Origin of the sequence: Leekyejoonella antrihumi, assembly GCF_007845645.1 — a bacterium.
Classification (GTDB): Bacteria; Actinomycetota; Actinomycetes; order Actinomycetales; family Dermatophilaceae; genus Leekyejoonella; species Leekyejoonella antrihumi.
In genome coordinates this window covers 14,679-32,646 of the sequence record NZ_VCQV01000009.1, presented here as the reverse complement: position 1 = coordinate 32,646, position 17,968 = coordinate 14,679, and the positions used below count along the sequence as shown (strand labels likewise).

16 protein-coding genes are annotated in these 17,968 nt (G+C 66.5%); 3 read left to right on the top strand and 13 right to left on the bottom strand.

Translation table 11 applies throughout. The features are described 5' to 3' along the window. Positions 1–45: 45 nt before the first annotated feature. Positions 46–1,170: a carbohydrate kinase family protein gene (locus FGL98_RS08495; RefSeq protein WP_146316331.1), complete on the top strand. Its 1,125-nt coding sequence runs from the start codon at positions 46–48 to the stop codon at positions 1,168–1,170. 43 nt (positions 1,171–1,213) lie between these two features. On the opposite strand, the gene FGL98_RS08490 is transcribed toward FGL98_RS08495, so the two are convergent. The 7 genes from FGL98_RS08490 to FGL98_RS08465 all read right to left on the bottom strand — a co-directional run bounded on the left by FGL98_RS08490 (position 1,214) and on the right by FGL98_RS08465 (position 7,661). Continuing rightward, entirely contained in the window at positions 1,214–1,690 is a 477-nt protein-coding gene (locus FGL98_RS08490) for a MarR family winged helix-turn-helix transcriptional regulator (RefSeq protein WP_146316330.1), read from the bottom strand. Continuing rightward, positions 1,665–3,533, bottom strand: a complete 1,869-nt coding sequence (locus FGL98_RS08485) for an MFS transporter (RefSeq protein WP_222432071.1) — start codon at positions 3,531–3,533, stop codon at positions 1,665–1,667. The genes FGL98_RS08490 and FGL98_RS08485 overlap by 26 nt, the downstream gene beginning before the upstream one ends. A 130-nt stretch (positions 3,534–3,663) precedes the next feature. Then, positions 3,664–4,854 (bottom strand): xylose isomerase, encoded by a 1,191-nt coding sequence (xylA, locus tag FGL98_RS08480; RefSeq protein ID WP_146316329.1) that lies wholly within the window; start codon positions 4,852–4,854, stop codon positions 3,664–3,666. Between the two features lie 374 nt (positions 4,855–5,228). Further along, on the bottom strand, positions 5,229–5,531 hold the full coding sequence (locus tag FGL98_RS08475; protein WP_146316328.1) for a WhiB family transcriptional regulator: 303 nt from the start codon (positions 5,529–5,531) through the stop codon (positions 5,229–5,231). Positions 5,532–5,656: 125 nt separating this feature from the next. Then, positions 5,657–6,319 (bottom strand): TerD family protein, encoded by a 663-nt coding sequence (locus tag FGL98_RS08470; RefSeq protein ID WP_186526058.1) that lies wholly within the window; start codon positions 6,317–6,319, stop codon positions 5,657–5,659. Positions 6,320–6,362: 43 nt separating this feature from the next. After that, entirely contained in the window at positions 6,363–6,515 is a 153-nt protein-coding gene (locus tag FGL98_RS25350; protein ID WP_186526057.1) for a hypothetical protein, read from the bottom strand. Positions 6,516–6,743: 228 nt separating this feature from the next. Next, positions 6,744–7,661 (bottom strand): hypothetical protein, encoded by a 918-nt coding sequence (locus FGL98_RS08465; protein WP_146316326.1) that lies wholly within the window; start codon positions 7,659–7,661, stop codon positions 6,744–6,746. Between the two features lie 219 nt (positions 7,662–7,880). On the opposite strand from FGL98_RS08465, the gene FGL98_RS08460 reads away from it, so the two are divergent. Both FGL98_RS08460 and FGL98_RS08455 read left to right on the top strand, forming a co-directional pair. Beyond that, positions 7,881–9,698, top strand: coding sequence for a flavin-containing monooxygenase (locus FGL98_RS08460; RefSeq protein WP_146316325.1), 1,818 nt, complete (start codon positions 7,881–7,883; stop codon positions 9,696–9,698). A gap of 273 nt (positions 9,699–9,971) precedes the next feature. Then, positions 9,972–11,129, top strand: coding sequence for a L,D-transpeptidase (locus tag FGL98_RS08455; protein WP_146316324.1), 1,158 nt, complete (start codon positions 9,972–9,974; stop codon positions 11,127–11,129). A gap of 1 nt (position 11,130) precedes the next feature. Here the strand turns inward: FGL98_RS08455 and FGL98_RS08450 are convergent, their stop codons facing one another. From FGL98_RS08450 to FGL98_RS08425, 6 genes are all read right to left on the bottom strand, one after another. Next, on the bottom strand, positions 11,131–11,841 hold the full coding sequence (locus FGL98_RS08450) for an SRPBCC family protein (protein ID WP_146316323.1): 711 nt from the start codon (positions 11,839–11,841) through the stop codon (positions 11,131–11,133). 4 nt (positions 11,842–11,845) lie between these two features. Beyond that, on the bottom strand, positions 11,846–12,703 hold the full coding sequence (locus FGL98_RS08445; RefSeq protein ID WP_146316322.1) for an FAD binding domain-containing protein: 858 nt from the start codon (positions 12,701–12,703) through the stop codon (positions 11,846–11,848). Next, positions 12,700–15,153: a xanthine dehydrogenase family protein molybdopterin-binding subunit gene (locus FGL98_RS08440; protein WP_146316321.1), complete on the bottom strand. Its 2,454-nt coding sequence runs from the start codon at positions 15,151–15,153 to the stop codon at positions 12,700–12,702. The genes FGL98_RS08445 and FGL98_RS08440 overlap by 4 nt, the downstream gene beginning before the upstream one ends. Beyond that, positions 15,150–15,617, bottom strand: coding sequence for a (2Fe-2S)-binding protein (locus FGL98_RS08435; RefSeq protein ID WP_146316320.1), 468 nt, complete (start codon positions 15,615–15,617; stop codon positions 15,150–15,152). Before FGL98_RS08435 ends, FGL98_RS08440 begins: the two co-directional genes overlap by 4 nt. A 103-nt stretch (positions 15,618–15,720) precedes the next feature. Then, on the bottom strand, positions 15,721–16,872 hold the full coding sequence (locus FGL98_RS08430) for an XdhC family protein (RefSeq protein ID WP_186526056.1): 1,152 nt from the start codon (positions 16,870–16,872) through the stop codon (positions 15,721–15,723). Next, complete coding sequence (locus FGL98_RS08425) at positions 16,865–17,968, bottom strand: vWA domain-containing protein (protein WP_146316319.1); 1,104 nt, start codon at positions 17,966–17,968, stop codon at positions 16,865–16,867. Before FGL98_RS08425 ends, FGL98_RS08430 begins: the two co-directional genes overlap by 8 nt.

Here is a 17,968-nt window from a genome sequence, read left to right as displayed (position 1 = left end):
AAGAACTGCGCTGATCGTTGACGGAGCCAGGCAAGGGGGTAGGCAGTGACCACCGGGGACTACGACCCATTGGCCGACGGCCGTGAGCCGGGCGGGCCCGCATTCGATGTCGCGCTGTGGGGCACCGTCTTCCTCGACATCATCTTCACCGGCCTCGACCAGCCACCGCACGACGGCACTGAGGTCAGGGCTGCCGGCATGGGGTCGTGCCCCGGCGGGATCGCGAACCTGGCCGTGGCCACAAGTCGGTTGGGACTTCGCACGTCGCTCGCGGCGGCGTTCGCGGAGGACAGCTACGGCGAGTTCTGTTGGGAGACACTCGCCGAGCAGGAGCACGTTGATCTACAGAGCGCCCGTCGCTACTGCGGGTGGCACTCGCCCGTGACGGTTTCCTACGCGGTCGGCGGCGACCGCTCCATGATCACTCACGCGCATCTGCCGGCGGGCTATGGCGAGCAACCCGTGGTCGCGCCGCCTCCCGCGCGGGCGGTCATCGCGGATCTCGGCAGCGATGAGGTGCGACAACCCGAGGGGCAGGACTGGCTGCGAAGTGCCAGCTCGGCGGGGTCCTTGATCTTCGCCGACCTGGGGTGGGACTCCTCCGGAACCTGGCCGCAGCAGGTTCTTGGACAGCTCGACCGATGCTATGCGTTCACGCCGAATGCGGCTGAGGCCATGGCGTATACCCGCACGGTCACGCCGCAGGACGCCCTCTACGCGATCGCCGACCGAGTCCCGCTGGCCGTCGTCACGAACGGCGCACAGGGTGCGTTGGCGCTCGACAGCACGACCGGTGAGGAAGTCAATGTGCCGGCTCTGCGAGTGCCCGCGCTCGACGCGACGGGTAGCGGCGACGTATTCGGGGCAGCGCTGGTGCTGGGCACCCTCGCACACTGGAGACTGCCGGATCGCATTGCCTTCGCGACGCTTTGCTCCTCACTGGCAGTGCAGCAGTTCGGCGGCTCGCTCGCAGCGCCCGGTTGGGGCGATATCGCCCAGTGGTGGCATGGCATTCGCGACGGGGCCGGCAGCACGTCATACGATGTGGCCGTCCGTCGACGCTACCGCTTCCTGGAGGACATCGTCCCGACCGTGCCGCAGGGCGCGGTGCACCGTGCGGCAGCAACGATCGCACGACGCGCTGACGTGGGAGAGGGCCAACCCTCCTAGGCGGCGGAGGTCGCGCCGCGTCGAACCGGGACCTGTCGATCCCTCAGGTGACCGACTCCCTGGTTTTGGCCTCGATCGCGGCCTCCAGTCGCAGATCTGCCAGCGTCACGAGAATCGGTAGTGCGCGGCTCAACGCCGCCCGATCGTCCGCGCTGAGTGTGCCGAGGTCCTGTGACAGCCGCGAGGTCCCCTCGGTCCGCAGATCGTCAAGCGCGGTCCTGCCGAACTCGGTCAGGATGAGATGGCACGCTCGCCGGTCCTCGGGATCCGGGGCTCGCTCCACCCAACGGCCCTCCACCAACGCCTCGGTCAGCCGCGACATGCTCGCCGCGGTGATGCCGATGACGGACGCCAGCTCACTCGGCCGTCGAGGGCCCCGCTTGTCAAGTGCGACAAGGACGCTCAGCCTCGATGGGGTGAGGCCATGCTCGGTTGCGGGGGTGCGTAGGTGGTAGGACAACCGGTTGACCGCCGTGCGCAACCCACCCGCCAGGTCATCGATGTCGTTGGCCGCCGCCATGCCGCCCACCCCGTTCTTTGGTGTGCCCGGCCAGGAGCGTGCTCCCGGAGCTGTCGTGCTCGGGCGCGACGACCTCGAGGCTCACGTCCGGGGTCCCCCCGTCTACGGCCGAGTGGCCGGCGGGCTCCATGTGCACATACTTGCCGCCGCGCATCGCCGAGGCCAGGGCGGCAATCACGCAGGCCGCGATGGCGAAGGCGAAGGCGATCGTCAGTCCGTGCGAGAACGGGCCGGAGATCAGCGACGGGAAGAAGCTCCGCCCCGTGAGGTAGTGGGCGTTTGCCGCAGGAAGTTGACTGAGCACGTGCGGTCCGAGCAGGGTCTGGACCGGGTTGTACCCGAGTAGCGAGGCGAACAGGACGCCCACCGGTGGCAGCCCGGCGATGCGGTGGACGTCCGCCGCCGGCACCCCCTGTGCCGCAAGTCCGGTTGTCAGGGTGTGCGGCAAGGAACTCGCCAGTCCGGTGATCATCAAGGAAAAGAATATCCCGATGGACAGCACCATGGCAGAGTTCTGGAAGGTCGTGCTCATCCCCGCGCCGACGCCGCGCTGGTGCGGCGGCAGGCTGTTCATGATGCCGGCGCGGTTCGGTGCGGCGAACAAGCCCATGCCCAGGCCGTTGACCAACAGCGCCAGCGCGAACAGCCAGTAACTGAAGTCCACCGGCAGGGCGAGCAACCACACGAAGCTGCCGGCCGCGACCAGCATTCCAACCGTGGCAAACGTGCGAGCGCCGAACCGGTCGGACAGCCAGCCCGAGACGGGCCCGGCAACCAGGAAGCCGATTGTCAGCGGAAGCATGTAGATGCCGGCCCACAGTGGCGTGGACTGGAAGGTGTAGCCGTGCTGCGGCAGCCAGATGCCCTGCAGCCAGATGATCAGGATGAACATCAGACCGCCTCTGCCGAGCGCGCCCAGCAGGCTGGCGAGATTGCCCGCCGTGAATGCCCGGATCTTGAAGAGGTCCAGGTGAAACATGGGTTCGTCGACCCGCGTCTCGATGACGCAGAACACCACCAGGATGAGCGCTCCGCCGATGAGGGCGGCGAGCACCCAGGGGTTGGTCCAGCCCATGGTGTGACCGGCATACGGCTGGATGCCGTAGGTGATGCCGACGAGAACGGAGATCAGCCCGACGGCAAAGCTGATGTTGCCCCACCAGTCCATCTCGGCATGCCGCCGGATCCCGGTGTCGTGCAGCTTGAGATAGGCCCATACCGTGCCGAAGGCACCGATCGGCACCGACACCAGGAAGACCAGGTGCCATTCGACCGGGGCCAGAAGTCCGCCGACCACCAGGCCGATGAAGGAGCCACCGATGCCCGCCACCTGGTTGAGGCCCAGGCCGAGTCCGCGCTGGTTGACGGGAAATGCGTCGGTGATGATCGCGTTCGAGTTGGCCATCAGCATGGCTCCGCCGACACCTTGAGCGATGCGCATCAGCACCAGCCAGAGTGCACCGGCCGTGCCGTGCATCCAGGTGACCGTGAGGAGGACGGAGAAGATCGTGAAGATGAGGAATCCGGCGTTGTACATCCGCACCCGGCCATACATGTCCCCCAGGCGACCGAAGCTGACGACCAGCACGGCGGTCACGACCATGTAGCCCATGATCAGCCAGAGGAGAAGGCTCGTATTGCCGGGCTCGAGCGGGTTGACGCCCAGCCCGCGGAAGATGTCTGGCAGCGCGATCAGCAGGATCGACATGTTGATCGTGGCCATGAGCACGCCGAGTGTCGTGTTGGACAGGACGATCCACTTGTAGCGCGGGCTTGCGGTATCGCGCGCCGCACGCTCTTGTCGTAGGGCGGCGCGTTCAGACGCGGCGTTCTTGCTCGGCACGCGGGCTTCCTTCGAGAGACGGGTCAAATCCAGTTAGTTCACATCGACTAACTAAACGTACGACTGCTCGAGGAAGATTGCCAACACAGACCCATCCGCCGTCCACCAGTCGGCGCGCCGAGACGGACGCCTAGCCGACGGCGAAACCCATGAGATGGCGCAGTGCGAGCTGGTGCAGCTGCACGAACCCGTAGTTGCGCTCACCCGCCCGGTCGACGTCGAAGTCCTCGTATGCCGTGCGATCGGCGAGCAGCTGCTCGATGGTCTCCCCTGCGGCCATTGTCGGTACGCTGAGGCCCGTTACCCCGGCGACCTCCAGCGCCTCCTGCACCGCTGGATCGGCCCGGAACGCTACGGCCCGCTCCTTCAGCATGAGGTACATCTCCATGTTCGCGGCGGCCGAGTCCCACTGTCCCTGCACATGTTCGGTGCGCGACGGCTTGTAGTCGAAGTGGCGCGCACCCTCATACGCCCCGGGCTTGCCCGGGAAGCCGTTCTCCAGCAGGTCGACAGTGAAGAAGGCGCTGATCAGATCACCATGCCCGAACACCAGATCCTGGTCGTACATCGGTCCGTGCTGACCATTGAGATCGATGTGGAAGAGCTTTTCGCACCAGATCGCCTCGGCCAGTCCATGGGTGTAGTTGAGAGTGGCCATCTGCTCGTGACCGGTCTCCGGATTCACCCCGACGATGTCACCGTGCTCGAGGCGGCTGATGAAGGCAATGGCATGGCCGATGCTCGGCAGAAAGATGTTGCCGCGAGGCTCATTCGGCTTCGGCTCCAGAGCAATCTTGAGGGCGTAGCCCTTCGACTTGATGTAGGAGGCGACGGTGTCGATTCCTTCGGCGTAGCGATCGAGCGCTGCGTGCAGGTCCTTCGAGGAGTCGTATTCGGTGCCCTCTCGTCCGCCCCACATGACGAAGATTCGTGCGCCGAGCTCGCCTGCCAGGTCGACATTCTCCAGGACCTTGCGCAGGCCATACCGCCGGACACCGCGATCGTTTGAGGTGAAGGCGCCATCCTTGAACACCGGCTGACTGAAGGTGTCGGTCGTGACCATCTCGACGACCAGGCCGGTCTCGTCCACGACATCCGTCAGTTGACCGAGGATCTTGTCCCGGTCGGCGGCCGACGCACCGAACGGGACGACGTCGTTGTCATGGAAGGTGAAGCCCCAGGCGCCGAGATCCTTCAGCTTGCGGATGGACTCGACGGGATCCAGCGCGGGCCGGGTGGCCAGGCCGAACTGGTCACGGGCGGTCCAGCCCATGGTCCACAGACCGAAGGAGAACTTGTCGGCAGAGGTCGGGGTAGGCATGTGGTTCCTTTCCTAGGTTCTCAAGTATGCGCGGGACACGTTCGGCCCGGCGCGGGACACGTGCTACCGGGCACTGGATCGACCTCGCAAAGGCGCCCAGGTGCGGCAACCGTCGCTCGACCGGCAGCCGACGCGGACCAGTCACGAACTGCTGGAATACTCAACTTCCTTGCCCGACAGGGTTGTTGCAAATCATGACGGCCATCTGGAACAACTCGTCGATCTCGGCTGTCCATGGCGCTGAGAGCACTGGGGCCGATTAGTGTGAAGGGAGGTCCATAGCATCCGGAGGTGCATGACCCCCACTGCCCCCGTCCGGCCGGGCCCACCCTCCCTTGCCCGGTCGGACGGGCTGTGCCCCGACGCGGGCGGTGTCAAGCGCGGAACGATGCATGGTGGGCCCGTTCCCGGAGCAGTTCGCGACGCTCCTGCGCCGTCATACCACCCCAGATTCCCTCGTCCTCCGCATAGCCGAGCGCCACCTGAAGGCAGATCTCGCGCACGGGGCACTGTGCACAGATCGACTTCGCGTGCGCTGTCTGATCCTCTGCCGGGCCGGATGAACTGATGGGAAAGAACAGCTCGGGGTTCTCGTGACGGCAGGCAGCCTGCTCCTGCCAGTCTGCCGGCGAGCGCAGATCCCATCGTTGCTGCCGACGAGCTTGGACGACGGTCATTGCTCCTCCGATCCCTTGGGGCGTGCTCCATCGGAGCTCTCATATTTACAAGATAGATTGTAAATACGCCGGAGGGAAGACATTCCGTCCCCAGGCGACAAGCAGGCGTTGGCGTGCAAGGTCGCCTACTTGTAGGCGTTGCGTGGTCCGTGGTCCATCGTGACCCGTCCTGCGCTGACCACTGGTCGCTTCTCCGACCCCCGCTTTGAATACAGCTCCAGCGCTTCGATGGTGACCTGCGCGCCATTGCGGATGACACCAGGAACGCAGCTGTAGACGTGCTTGTCCCTGCTCGCCTCCGTGCCGGAGATGATGACCTGTTCACCCGCGCCATTGTCGATCGCCATGGTGACGCCGTACTGACGGAAGCTGCCGGACCCGTTGGACTGGGCGGAGTAGACGACGGGAACGACATGAGTGATCTGGTCATTGAGACGGATCTCGATCGTCTCGGTCCCCATCGAACCGTCGCCCCGTTGCACATCGCCGAGGTGGCGGATGGCGCTGTCCTCGGTCTGCTGATTGAAATGCTTGTTCTTGTTGGTCCCGAACATGGAGACCGTCTCGACGTGCCCATCGGCATATTCAACGAGGGCGAAGACGTCGTAGTCCGTCGCGGTCGGCCAGGAACAGGTTGCGGTCAACGTTGCCGTCTTGGTGAGGTTGACGCTGCCGCCCTTCGTGAGGTTGATCCGTCCGGGAGTCGGTGGTGTCGATGGTCCCTGCGGTGCGGGCAGCACGGACGGCTGCCGCGCGGGCGGCTGCGTCTTCTTGCTGAACAGTCCCATGGGTCTTCCTTCCGACGTGCGACATTCGTCAGACTTGAGCCCATCACAGATCGATGCGGTCCGCTGCCACTGCGGGCAGGTTGCTGCGCGGAGCTCTCGGTAGTCCCGTTGAGCAGCAGCCATGGGTCAGCGCTCGGCGGGCCAGCGAGACGTAGCCGGACAGGAAGGACAGGAGCCTCACGTAGGTCGGGTTCATTGGCTCGCCCGGAGCACCGCAGCCCGAGCGACATGTCCAGCGTCGTCGTTCCCTTGCTTCCTTCGATCGCCCCCATATCTCAGAGTGTGCCGCCTCACGGCCCGACCCCTTCGACGGGTCTCCGTCGACAGCGTGCCCCGGGCTGTGTCGTCATGCCGACCATCCTGCCGGGTCGCCGCGCGATGACAGGCGCACTCCCAGCCGGCGATCGGCTCGCGGGGCGGGATCTCACTCGATCGGAGGTTGCAGTGTGGCGATGACGTAGTCGGCCATGCCACGGGGAAGAGCCGCGTCATGTTTTCGAGCGGCGACCTCGCTGACCTGCGCAAGGACCGTGGCCATGGCTCGGGCAGCGCGGTGGAGGTCCTCATGGTCGAGGCGAGCGACCGTGGCTTCGATACCCGGCGGGAGGATCGGCGGATCTTGGTCGAGTACTTGCGAGAGCCCGTGCCAGGGGTACAGCGCGTCATGAGCAGCCGCCCACAGCGCCCACACGCGGTCTCGAGCCTGGTGTAAGCGCTGGAGGGCCTCCCACAAGGACCCACGGTGCAGGTACTTGCGCATGTCGGCCAAGGCACACCACCCCAGAAACGCCCACTCATAGATCTGACCGGTACCAACGATGTCCGCCGGCGGAAACTGAGCGACCGTGGGGCTGCCCGCAGCATTGTTGACCTGACCCGGCCGGTCGCTGCGGTACAACGACACGAAGTCCGGGGCGGCTCTACCACGACGCACCTCGGTTTCGGCCATGATCGCCAGATCGAGCTGGATGCCGTCACGAAACTGAGCGAATACCCGCCGGATCACCCGCTCTGGTGGACCCACCTGCTCGCGCAGCACTCCCACCAGCGGGCCACGCTCGCCGCAGGCCGCCACCACGGCGTCTTCCACCCTCATCACCCGGTCCGCGCCGGGCTCGCCCCGGGCGGCGTCCACGCCCAGTGCGGCATCGACGTCGGATAGTGTGTCTGCCGCACCGCGACCCAGCGAACAACCCACGGACAACGAGCTCGTCAGCGGTGTCGCCAGACAGAAGTCGAGCAGTCGGGCCAACAGGTCCCGTTGCCCCTCCAACTCCGCCGGCAGAGCCGCGAGCCATCGGCGCCCGTCGGCCGCCCCGGCACTCCTACCAAAATCCTGCATGCCGCCAGTATCCGCGATCCGTGCCTCACCAGACTGCCCGATCGCGGATCGTCTACAAAACCCCGGCAACGCCGGTTCCGTTCTCGAAGCAGCCGAGCAGCAATGCCGGCCCGCGCCGATGCAGGTATTGCGTCCGTCGTGCATCCGCGTCATGCAACGCTTCCGCTCGGGGTGCCCAGGTGATGTGCTGTAGGTCACCCACGACGAAGGAGCGCGCACATGACTCAGACCATCGATGCAGGCAGTGGCACCGCTACCCCCGGTGAGCGGGTGGATCGGTGGCTGCACGAGTTCGAATCAGCACTCTCGGCGCGTGATGTGCCGCGGGCGGCCGGGATGTTCGCCACCGACAGCTTTTGGCGTGACCTGGTCGCCTTCACCTGGAACATCAAGACCGTCGAGGGGCCGGCAGGGGTCGCCGACCTGCTCGAGAGCTGTTTGAGCTCGACCGACCCGAGCGGATTCTGCACGACCGAGACGCCAACCGAGGCCGGCGGGGTCATCGAGGCCTGGATCGCCTTCGAGACCGCGGTGGGACGGGCCAAAGGTCACTTGCGCCTGACGGACGAGGGCGCGTGGACCCTGCTGACCAGCCTGCGCGAGCTGAAGGGGTTCGAGGAGCCGCAGGGCGAGGACCGGCCACGGGGCGTCAGTCACACGTTGCACCCCGGACGCCTGTCGTGGAAGGAGGAGCGCGAGCGGGAAGAGCGGGAGCTCGGTGTCACCCGACAGCCGTATGTGGTGGTGATCGGCGGTGGTCAGGGCGGCATCGCCCTCGGTGCCAGACTACGGCAGCTGCAGGTGCCGGCACTCGTGCTGGACAATCACGACCGCCCCGGTGACCAGTGGCGCGGCCGATACAAATCGCTGTGTCTGCATGACCCGGTCTGGTACGACCACCTGCCCTACCTGCCGTTCCCGAAGAACTGGCCCGTCTTCGCGCCGAAGGACAAGATCGCGGACTGGCTGGAGATGTACACGCGAGTGATGGAAGTCCCCTACTGGTCGAGGTCGTCTGTCGTCTCGGCGTCGTTCGATCAGGAGACCAAGACCTGGAGCGTGCAGGTCGACCGCGCGGGCGAGCGGATCGAGCTGCGACCCAAGCAGCTGGTCTTCGCCACCGGTATGTCCGGGAAACCCAACCTGCCTTCCTTCCCCGGGATGGACGTGTTCACCGGCGAGCAGCAGCACTCCAGCCGGCACCCCGGCCCCGAGGCCTACGCCGGGAAGAAGGTCGTGGTCGTCGGCTCCAACAACTCGGCGCACGACATCTGCGGGGCGCTGTGGGAGAACGGTGCGGACGTGACCATGGTGCAACGCTCCTCGACGCACATCGTCAAGTCCGCCACCTTGATGGATATCGGGCTCGGAGACCTCTATTCCGAGCGAGCGGTGAAGTCCGGCGTCACGACCGACAAGGCCGACATGATCTTTGCCTCACTCCCCTACCGGATCATGCACGAATTCCAGATCCCGCTCTATCAGCGCATGGCCGAGCGCGACAAGGACTTCTACGACCGGCTCGAAAAGGCAGGGTTCTGGCACGACTGGGGCGAGGACGGGTCGGGTCTGTTCATGAAGTATCTGCGCCGCGGATCGGGCTACTACATCGATGTCGGAGCCGCGGACTTGGTGGCCGATGGCAAGATCCGGCTGGAACACGGCCAGGTCGACCACCTCACCGAGCACACGGTCGTGCTCGAGGACGGCACCGAGCTGGCGGCGGACCTGGTTGTCTACGCCACCGGCTACGGGTCGATGAACGGCTGGGTGGCCGACCTCATCGACCAGGAGACCGCCGACCGGGTGGGCAAGGTCTGGGGTCTTGGGTCGGCCACGGCGAAGGATCCCGGCCCGTGGGAGGGCGAGCAGCGCGACATGTGGAAGCCGACGAAGGCGGAGGCGCTCTGGTTCCACGGTGGCAACCTGCACCAGTCCCGCCACTACTCGCTCTACCTCGGACTGCAGCTCAAGGCGCGCTACGAAGGCATCCCGACCCCCGTCTACGGGCTGCAGGAGGTCCACCACCTGAGCTGAGGGCTGGGCGCCTGGCTGTGCGAGGAGTGCTGCGGAAGCCCACCGGTGGCACGGTTGGCCGCGATGGGGATCCTTCGACACCTCAGCGTGCCGTGATGCGGTTTCGTGACGTTCAGCGCTTAGCATGATGGCGCGGACACAGTGAGGCTCTGCACCAGTTCTGGCGACGTTGTGCGCTTGGCGGCTGGGGGACCGCGAGACGATGAGGAAAGAGGCGGGGATTTGTCTATTCGTCGCGGGACACGCGTTGCAGGAGTATGCACGGCTTCGGTGGTGGCGCTCGGCATGGTTGCCGGCTGCTCCACGCGGCAGAACCAGGCGATCGGCCCGACCAAGCTCCTGCCCGATGCCGCCACCAGCACTGCCGCGACCCCGGTCATGAGCGCGGCCGGCGCCCAGGGCGGTCAGGTGCCGTTCGGGCAACCGGTCACGCTCTCGGTCGACAAGGGCAGTCTGAGCAAGATCACCGTCACCGACGGTTCCGGTGCGGCGGTGCCCGGGTCGATGTCCCGTGGCCACACCTCGTGGGTCTCGACCGATCCGATCCCCGCGGGCACCGCCTGGAGCTGGATTGCCGTCCCCGACTCGGGCCCGTCCATCAAGGGTGTGACCACGTCGACCCCCGCGGCGCAGATGGTGCGTGCGACGGCGAACATCGGCGCCGGCAGAGTGGTGGGGGTGGCGGCGCCGATCATCGTCAACTTCGGCGCGAAGGTCATCAACGAGGCCGGCGTACAAAACCATCTGAAGGTGATGATTCGCCCCGACGGTTCCACGGGCGCGTGGAAGCCGGCCCAGGGCACGTGGGCCTGGCTGCCGGACAACGCCCCGAACTCCACCGCCCACTTCCGGACGAAGGTCTACTGGCCGGCCAACAGCGAGGTGCGCGTGGCCCTGCCGCTCGCCGATCTCGACTGGGGCAACGGCACAACGGGTGCCCAGAATCTCGACTGGACGTTCAACATCGGTAGGTCACAGATCGTGGAGGCGAACGCCAAGACCCACGCCATCGTGATCTACCGTAACGGGGCGAAGGTCGTGACGTATCCGGCGTCATACGGCCTCGACAGCCAGCTCAACCGCAACACTCGGTCGGGCATCAACATTGTCACCGACAAGTACCAGAACATCAGGATGAAGTCCGAGCTGTTCCACTACAGCCTGATGGAGCACTGGGCGGTCCGGATCAACGACAACGGCGAGTTCATCCACGCCAACCCCGAGACCGTGCAGTTCCAGGGCAAGGCGAACGTCTCACACGGTTGCATCAACCTGTCCACCGCCAACGCGAAGGCCTACTTTGCGACGGCGATCTACGGTGACCCGGTGGAGGTGACCGGCACCCGCACCAAGCTGTCCGACAGCCGCACCCAGCTCTACGACTGGGCGCTGAGCTGGAAGCAGTGGACCGCGATGTCCGCGGTCCACTGATCTAGCCGACCGATCTGCGACGGCGTCCGAGCAGCAGACCAATGAGCAGACCGACGACCCCGGCCACGGCATACGGCGCGTAGCTTTTGGCGATGCTGGGCAGCACCGCGCTGCCCAGATCGAGGGTGTCGGAAGCCGACGCCTGGCCTCGTCCCGATCCACTCCCCTGCGCCGGCCCGGGGGCAGGCGTGTCCGGGCCGGCCGACGGTTGCTCGGGCGCGCCGGGGGTGTCACTCGAGGGGGCAGTCGCGGCGGCAGCCGCCGTTGAGCCGGGCCCGAGCCGCTGCTCGAGACAGGCCACGAACTGGCCGAGCAGCTTGTCCGAGACATCCTGCATGACCCCTCGGCCGAACTGGGCCGGCTTGCCCGTCACCTTCAGGTCCGTCACGACCCGAACCGTCGTACTGTCGCCCTGGGCCGACAGCTCGATCGTGGCGGTGGCCCCGGCGGTCCCGTTGCCACGCTTGTCCTTGCCCTTCGCCTCGATGACTGCGCGGTGCGCGACCTCATCACGTTCGACGAAGGTCCCGGTGCCGTTGTAGACGAGGGCTATCGGGCCCAGCTTCACCTTGCACGAGCCGTCGAACGAGTCGCCGTCGACCCTGGTGACCGTTGCACCGGGGAAGCACTCGGCGACGCCCTGCAGGTCCATGAAGGTGTCCCAGGTCGTGCCGATCGGGGCAGGAACCGTGAACTCGTGTTCCAGTTGCACGATCTCACTCCCCGGCTGCCGCGAGCACTGCGCGACGGGTCAGCACACCGGCCAGGTGCTTGCGGTAGGCGGCGTCACCGTTCAGGTCCGACGGTGGGCTGGTGCCTTCGGCCGCGAGGGTGGCCGCCTCGCGCACCCCGTCGTCGGTGGCCGGCTTGCCCACCAGAGCCCGCTCGACCGACGCGGCGCGAACCGGGGTGCTGCCCATGTTGGTCAGCGCAACCCTTGCCTCCGAGATCGTGCCGCCGTCCATGCGGACGGTTGCGGCGACCGCGACGATGGCCCACTGGTGTGCCACACGGACGAACTTCTCGTAGTGGGCTCTCCACCCGGTGTGCTTGGGGATCCGGATCTGGGTGAGCAGCTCGCCGTCCTGGACCGCCGTCTCGAAGATGTCGACGAAGAAGTCCTTCGCTGCCACGGTGCGAGTCGCGCCGCCGGGGCCGGCGATGACCAACTCTGCGTCGAGCGCGAGCGCGGCGGCCCCGAGGTCGCCGGCCGGGTCGGCGTGGACCAGTGCGCCGCCCACCGTCCCGCGGTGTCGGATCTGCGGGTCTGCCACCTCGACCAGTGTCTTGTGCAGCAGCAGGGCGTGCTCGGTGACCAGGGCGTTGTGCAGCACGTCGTCGTGCGTGGCCATGGCGCCGATGGCGAGGTACTCGCCGTCCTCGTGAATCTCGCGCAGGGCCGGGATGCGCCCGATGTCGATGATCTTCTCGGGGGCATTCAGGCGGAGTCGCAGCACCGGGAGCAGGCTCTGGCCGCCGGCCAGTACCTTGGCATCATCACCGGACTCGGCCAGCGCCGCGAGGACCTCCTCGACGGACTCTGGTGCCAGGTAGTCGAACGGGGCCGGGATCATTGCGCATCTCCTTCCGTGCTGTCGAAGTGCTCTTGCGTGGATGCCGCCGCCGACCCCTGATCATTCGCGCCCGAGCTCTGAATCGCTCGCCACACGCGCTCCGGGGTGCAGGGCATCTGAATATTGTTGATACCGAGCGGCCGCAGCGCATCGACGATCGCGTTGACGACCGCAGGGGTTGATGCGATGGTGCCCGCCTCTCCGACGCCCTTCACACCGAGCGGGTTGTCGGTCGACGGGGTGACCGTGCGATCGGTCAGGAAGTTCGGCAGGTCGGGAGCGGCCGGCAGCGTGTAGTCCACGAAGGTGCCGGTGACCAGGTTGCCCGCATCGTCGTAGACGGCCTCCTCGTAGAGTGCTTGAGCGATCCCTTGTGCCAGGCCGCCGTGCACCTGCCCGTCGATGAGCAATGGGTTGATCGGCGTACCGACGTCATCCACGCATGCATACTTGAGAATCTTGACCCGCCCGGTCTCGGTGTCCACCTCGGTCGCGCACAGGTGTGTGCCGTGCGGGAAGGAGAAGTTGACCGGGTCGTAGGTGGCCTCGGAGTTGAGGCTCGGTTCCATCCCGTCGGGCAGGTCGTGCGCGACGAACACGGCGAACGCGATCTCGGGCAGGGACACCGACGAACCCGGCGCGCCCTTGACAGAGAACGAACCGGCCTCGAACTCCAGATCGTCCTGACTCGCCTCCAGCATGTGTGCCGCAACGCGACGGGCCTTCTCTATGACCTTGTCCACAGCCTTCACGACGGCGATTCCACCAACGGACAGCGATCGCGACCCGTAGGTGTCCAAGCCCTTCGGAGAGGACTGCGTGTCGCCGTGGATGATCTCGATGTCGTCGAACGGGATGCCCAACCGATCGGCAACGATCTGGCTGAAGCCGGTCTCATGACCCTGACCGTGCGGGCTGATCCCGGTGACGACCTCGACCTTGCCCGTGGGCAGCATACGGATCGAGGCATTCTCCCAACCGCCGGAGCCGAAGCTCAGCGAGCCGAGCACTCGAGACGGCGCAATGCCGCACATCTCGGTGAACGTCGACACTCCCAGCCCGAGCTGCACCGGGTCCTTCGCCTCGCGCCGCCTGGCCTGCTCGGCCCGCAGGTCCTCCCAGCCGACGAGCTCGACCGCCTTGTCGGTGGCGGCCTCGTAGTTGCCGGTGTCATAGGTCAGGCCGGCGACCGTGGTGAACGGGAACTCCTCGTGGGCGATCCAGTTCTTGCGGCGCAGCGCCAGCGGATCCATCTTGAGCTCGGCGGCGAGCTCGTCCATGATTCGCTCGATGGCGAACGTCGCCTCGGGACGACCTGCGCCTCGGTAGGCGTCCGTCGGGACCTTGGTGGTGAAGACGCCGTCGCACGACAGGTGATAGGCCGGGAACTTGTAGATGCCGGGATACATGAACGCGCCGAGCAGGGGAATGCCCGGAGTGATCAGGCGTAGGTAGGCGCCCAGGTCGGCGGTGAGGTGCACGTCCAGGCCGGTGACCGTGCCGTCCTGCTTGGCGGTGATCGTGATGTCCTGGATCTGGGCGCGACCGTGGTGTGCGGCCTCCAGCGTCTCGGACCGCGTCTCGGTGTACTTCGCCGGTTTGCCGAGCCGACGTGCGACCAGCGTCGTGATGACCTCCTCCGGCGTGATCGTGATCTTGCCGCCGAAGCCGCCACCGACGTCGGGAGCGATGGCGCGCACTTTGTGCTCGGGGATACCGAGCGTGAGAGCCAGCATGGTCCGCAGAATGTGTGGGATCTGGGTAGAAGACCAGATCGTCACACCCTGGTCGACGGGCTGCACGAGGGTCGATCGCGGCTCCATGTAGGACGGGCTGAGCCGCTGCTGGATGAACCGGCGGGTGACGGTCACCTCCGCGTCTCGGCGCGCGTCGTCCATCGACGCGCCACTACCGGCATCCGCGGAGTCGAACACCCAGGTGTAGCACTTGTTGGATGTGGTGTTCGGGTGCACCAGGGTTGAACCGTCGGCCAGCGCGGCCTCAAGATCCAGCACCGGTGGCAGCGGGTCGTACTCGACCTCGATCGACTCCAGTGCGTCGACCGCCTCAGCCTTGGTGCGAGCCGCGACCACCGCGACCGCGTCGCCGGCGAAGTTGACCTGCTCGACGGCGAGACTCGGGGCGCCGGGGTTGACCATGTCCGGCGTGACCGGCCAGGCACATGGCAGATTCCCCTGCGTGTCGGCGAAGTCCGCGCCGGTGAATGCGGCGACGACGCCGGGATACTTGCGAGCGCCGCTCGCGTCGATGGACGTGATCTTCGCGTGTGCCATCGGGCTTCGCAATATGGCCAGGTGCACCATGCCGGGCAGGACCATGTTGTCGACCCACGTGCTGTGCCCGGTGATCAGGTGCTGGTCCTCCTTACGGGTGCGAGACGTCCCGATCTCGTGCGCTTGCTCGGCAGGTCGCTCATCGGTGGCGGTCATGACTGCTCACTTCCTGCCGCCTGCTGCACGGCCTTGACGATGTTCTGATAGCCGGTGCACCTGCACAGGTTGCCCTCCAGCCCCACACGAATCTCGTCCTCGGACGGATGCGGGTTGTCGTTCAGCAGATCGATCGACGCCATGATCATGCCGGGTGTGCAGTAGCCGCACTGCAACGCGTGCTTGTCATGGAAGGCCTGCTGCATCGGGTGCAGCGTGCCGTCGATGGCCAGACCCTCCACGGTGGTGACCTCATGCCCATCCGCCTGCACGGCAAGCATGTTGCACGACTTCACGCTCTTGCCGTCGAGAAGCACGGTGCACGCGCCACAGTTGCTCGTATCACAGCCGACGACGGTGCCGGTCTTGCCGATCCGTTCGCGCAGATAGTGGACAAGCAGGGTTCGCGGCTCCACCTCATCGGTGTAGTGGTCACCGTCAACCTGGACACTGATTCGGGTCATCATTGACTCCTATGTCGGGTGTGATTCATTGATCGTGGTGGGTTCTGCGTCGGAAGGCAAGGGATCTTCGAAATCCGTTGCCGCCCCAGGGCGCTCGGTAGGTCTACGGTCCCGGGTCGGGCTCCGACGGCATCCGGTCGGAGTGATGCATCGGCCCATCGGTGTTACTGAGCCGCTGCCCACGGCCGCCCCACTTCAGGGCGATGATCTCCGCGGCGATGCTGACCGCCGTCTCTTGCGGGGTTCGAGCGCCGAGATCCAGACCAATCGGACTGCAGAGCCGACCCAGCTCCACCTCGGTCATGCCCTCTTCCCGCAGCCGCGCCAGGCGGTCGTGGTGGGTGCGCCGAGCGCCCATCGCGCCGATGTACGCGACGCCGGGTAGCCGCAGTGCCACCTGGAGCAGCGGCACGTCGAACTTCGGGTCGTGCGTCAGCACACAGATGACGGTCCGCTCATCGATCCGGCCCGCGTCCGCCTCCGCGGCAAGGTAACGATGCGGCCACTGGACGATCACCTCGTCCGCCTCCGGGAACCGGGTAGCGGTCGCAAACACCGGCCGAGCGTCACAGACCGTCACGTTGTAGCCGAGGAACTTGCCCACCTGAGCGCAGGCCGCGGCGAAGTCGATGGCGCCGAAGACGAGCATCCGGGGAGCCGGTGCATGCACCGAGGCGAACACCCGCATACCTTCGCCGCGTCGCTCTCCGTCAGGCCCGTAGGTCAGTGTCTCGCTGTGCCCGGCCGCAAGCAGTCCCTGGACGTCGTCGACGACGGCGCCGTCCGCACGCTGACTCCCGATGCTGCCCTCGTGGTGGTCCGTGTGCACGACAATGCGGCGACCGACGCGATCCGGATCGGGGTGCGCGATCACCGTCGCAACAGCGACCGGCCGCTCGGCCGCGATGTCTTTCGCGACGTCTCCGAGCTGCGGGAAGGTTTCTTTCGAGACCTTCTCGATGTAGACATCCATGATCCCGCCGCAGGTCAGGCCTACCGCAAAGGCATCCTCGTCGCTGATGCCATATCGCTGCAGCACAGGCGTGCCCGTCGAGACGACCTCGCCGGCCAGTTCGTAGACGGCTCCTTCCACGCAGCCACCGGACACCGACCCGACAGCCTCCCCTTCGGGGCCGACGAGCATCGAGGCGCCTGGTTGGCGTGGGGACGACCGCCACGTCGCAACGACGGTGCCCATGCCGACCTCGGCACCGACGTTCCACCACCGCATCAGGTCGTCAAGAACCTCACGCACGGCCAATCACCTCTGCCAGTTCATCGAAGGTCTGCAACGAATGACCGGCAACCAGGGCGTCGCAGTGTGGAAGCACGGCCAGGATTCCTTGCTGCACCGGCTCGTATCCGGTCTTGCCGGCGTGCGGGTTGACCCACACGACCCGGTGCGCCATGGCGCTGAGTCTTCGCATCTGCTCGTCGAGGACGTCCACGCCGGCTCGCTCCCAGCCGTCGCTGAATACGACGACGACCGCGCCGCGAGCCATCCCGCGCCGCCCCCAGCGGTCGAGGAAGACCTTGACGGAGGCTCCCAGCCGGGTGCCGCCCGACCAGTCGGGGACGACGTCGCCGGCCGCGACCAGCGCCCGGTCCGGGTCGTGCTGCTGCAGTGCACGGGTAATGCGGGTGAGGCGGGTGCCCATCGTGAAGGTCTCGATGGGCCGGCCACCACGCACCCAGTGATGAGCCAGGCGCAGTAGCGACTCGGCATACCCGCTCATGGATCCGGAGACGTCGATGAGCAGCACGATGCGCCGTGGTCTCGTGTCCCGCCGCCGCCACTGGATCGCGCCCGGCTCGCCCAGTCGCTCGAGCTGGCCACGCATGGTGCGGTGCGCGTCCACCGCACCGTGGGGTGCTCGGACGTGTCGTGCAGACCGGCGACGTGGTGCCGGCCGACGAAGTGAGCCGAAGAGCTGTGCCATCAACGCCCTTTCGGCCGGTGTCATGGTCCCGATGTCGCGGTGACGTAGCACCTCCGTGGCACTGGCGACCTTCCGGATGACCTCGACGTCTCGCTGCTCGTCACCCTCTGTGGCGCCGCCGGTGAGCAGGTCGACCGAGGTCGAGCGTTGCATCGTCTGCGGTCGCGACTTTCGAACGTCGATACCGTGCCGTGAGAACCACGCCGTAAAGACCTGGTCGTAGCGTTCCAGGTCGTCGGGTGACGAGCACAGGGTCGATCGGCCGGCCCAGTAGGTGGCCCGCCCGTCGTCGATGCCGACAACCGCCACAGCATCGAGGTATCCACGTTCTCGGTCGGGTGTGACGTGCACGCCGGCAGCCTGCAGCGCTCGGGCGAAGCCGAGCAGGAGCACGTCCGGTGCGGTCCGCAC

Excerpts from the sequence above, each read along its gene's own strand:
- FGL98_RS08440 (WP_146316321.1), bottom strand. The coding sequence starts at position 15,153 with ATGACCGCCACCGATGAGCGACCTGCCGAGCAAGCGCACGAGATCGGG.
- FGL98_RS08435 (WP_146316320.1), bottom strand. The coding sequence starts at position 15,617 with ATGACCCGAATCAGTGTCCAGGTTGACGGTGACCACTACACCGATGAG.
- FGL98_RS08445 (WP_146316322.1), bottom strand. The coding sequence starts at position 12,703 with ATGATCCCGGCCCCGTTCGACTACCTGGCACCAGAGTCCGTCGAGGAG.
- FGL98_RS25350 (WP_186526057.1), bottom strand. The coding sequence starts at position 6,515 with ATGAACCCGACCTACGTGAGGCTCCTGTCCTTCCTGTCCGGCTACGTC.
- xylA (WP_146316329.1), bottom strand. The coding sequence starts at position 4,854 with ATGCCTACCCCGACCTCTGCCGACAAGTTCTCCTTCGGTCTGTGGACC.
- FGL98_RS08470 (WP_186526058.1), bottom strand. The coding sequence starts at position 6,319 with ATGGGACTGTTCAGCAAGAAGACGCAGCCGCCCGCGCGGCAGCCGTCC.
- FGL98_RS08465 (WP_146316326.1), bottom strand. The coding sequence starts at position 7,661 with ATGCAGGATTTTGGTAGGAGTGCCGGGGCGGCCGACGGGCGCCGATGG.
- FGL98_RS08475 (WP_146316328.1), bottom strand. The coding sequence starts at position 5,531 with ATGACCGTCGTCCAAGCTCGTCGGCAGCAACGATGGGATCTGCGCTCG.
- FGL98_RS08460 (WP_146316325.1), top strand. The coding sequence starts at position 7,881 with ATGACTCAGACCATCGATGCAGGCAGTGGCACCGCTACCCCCGGTGAG.
- FGL98_RS08490 (WP_146316330.1), bottom strand. The coding sequence starts at position 1,690 with ATGGCGGCGGCCAACGACATCGATGACCTGGCGGGTGGGTTGCGCACG.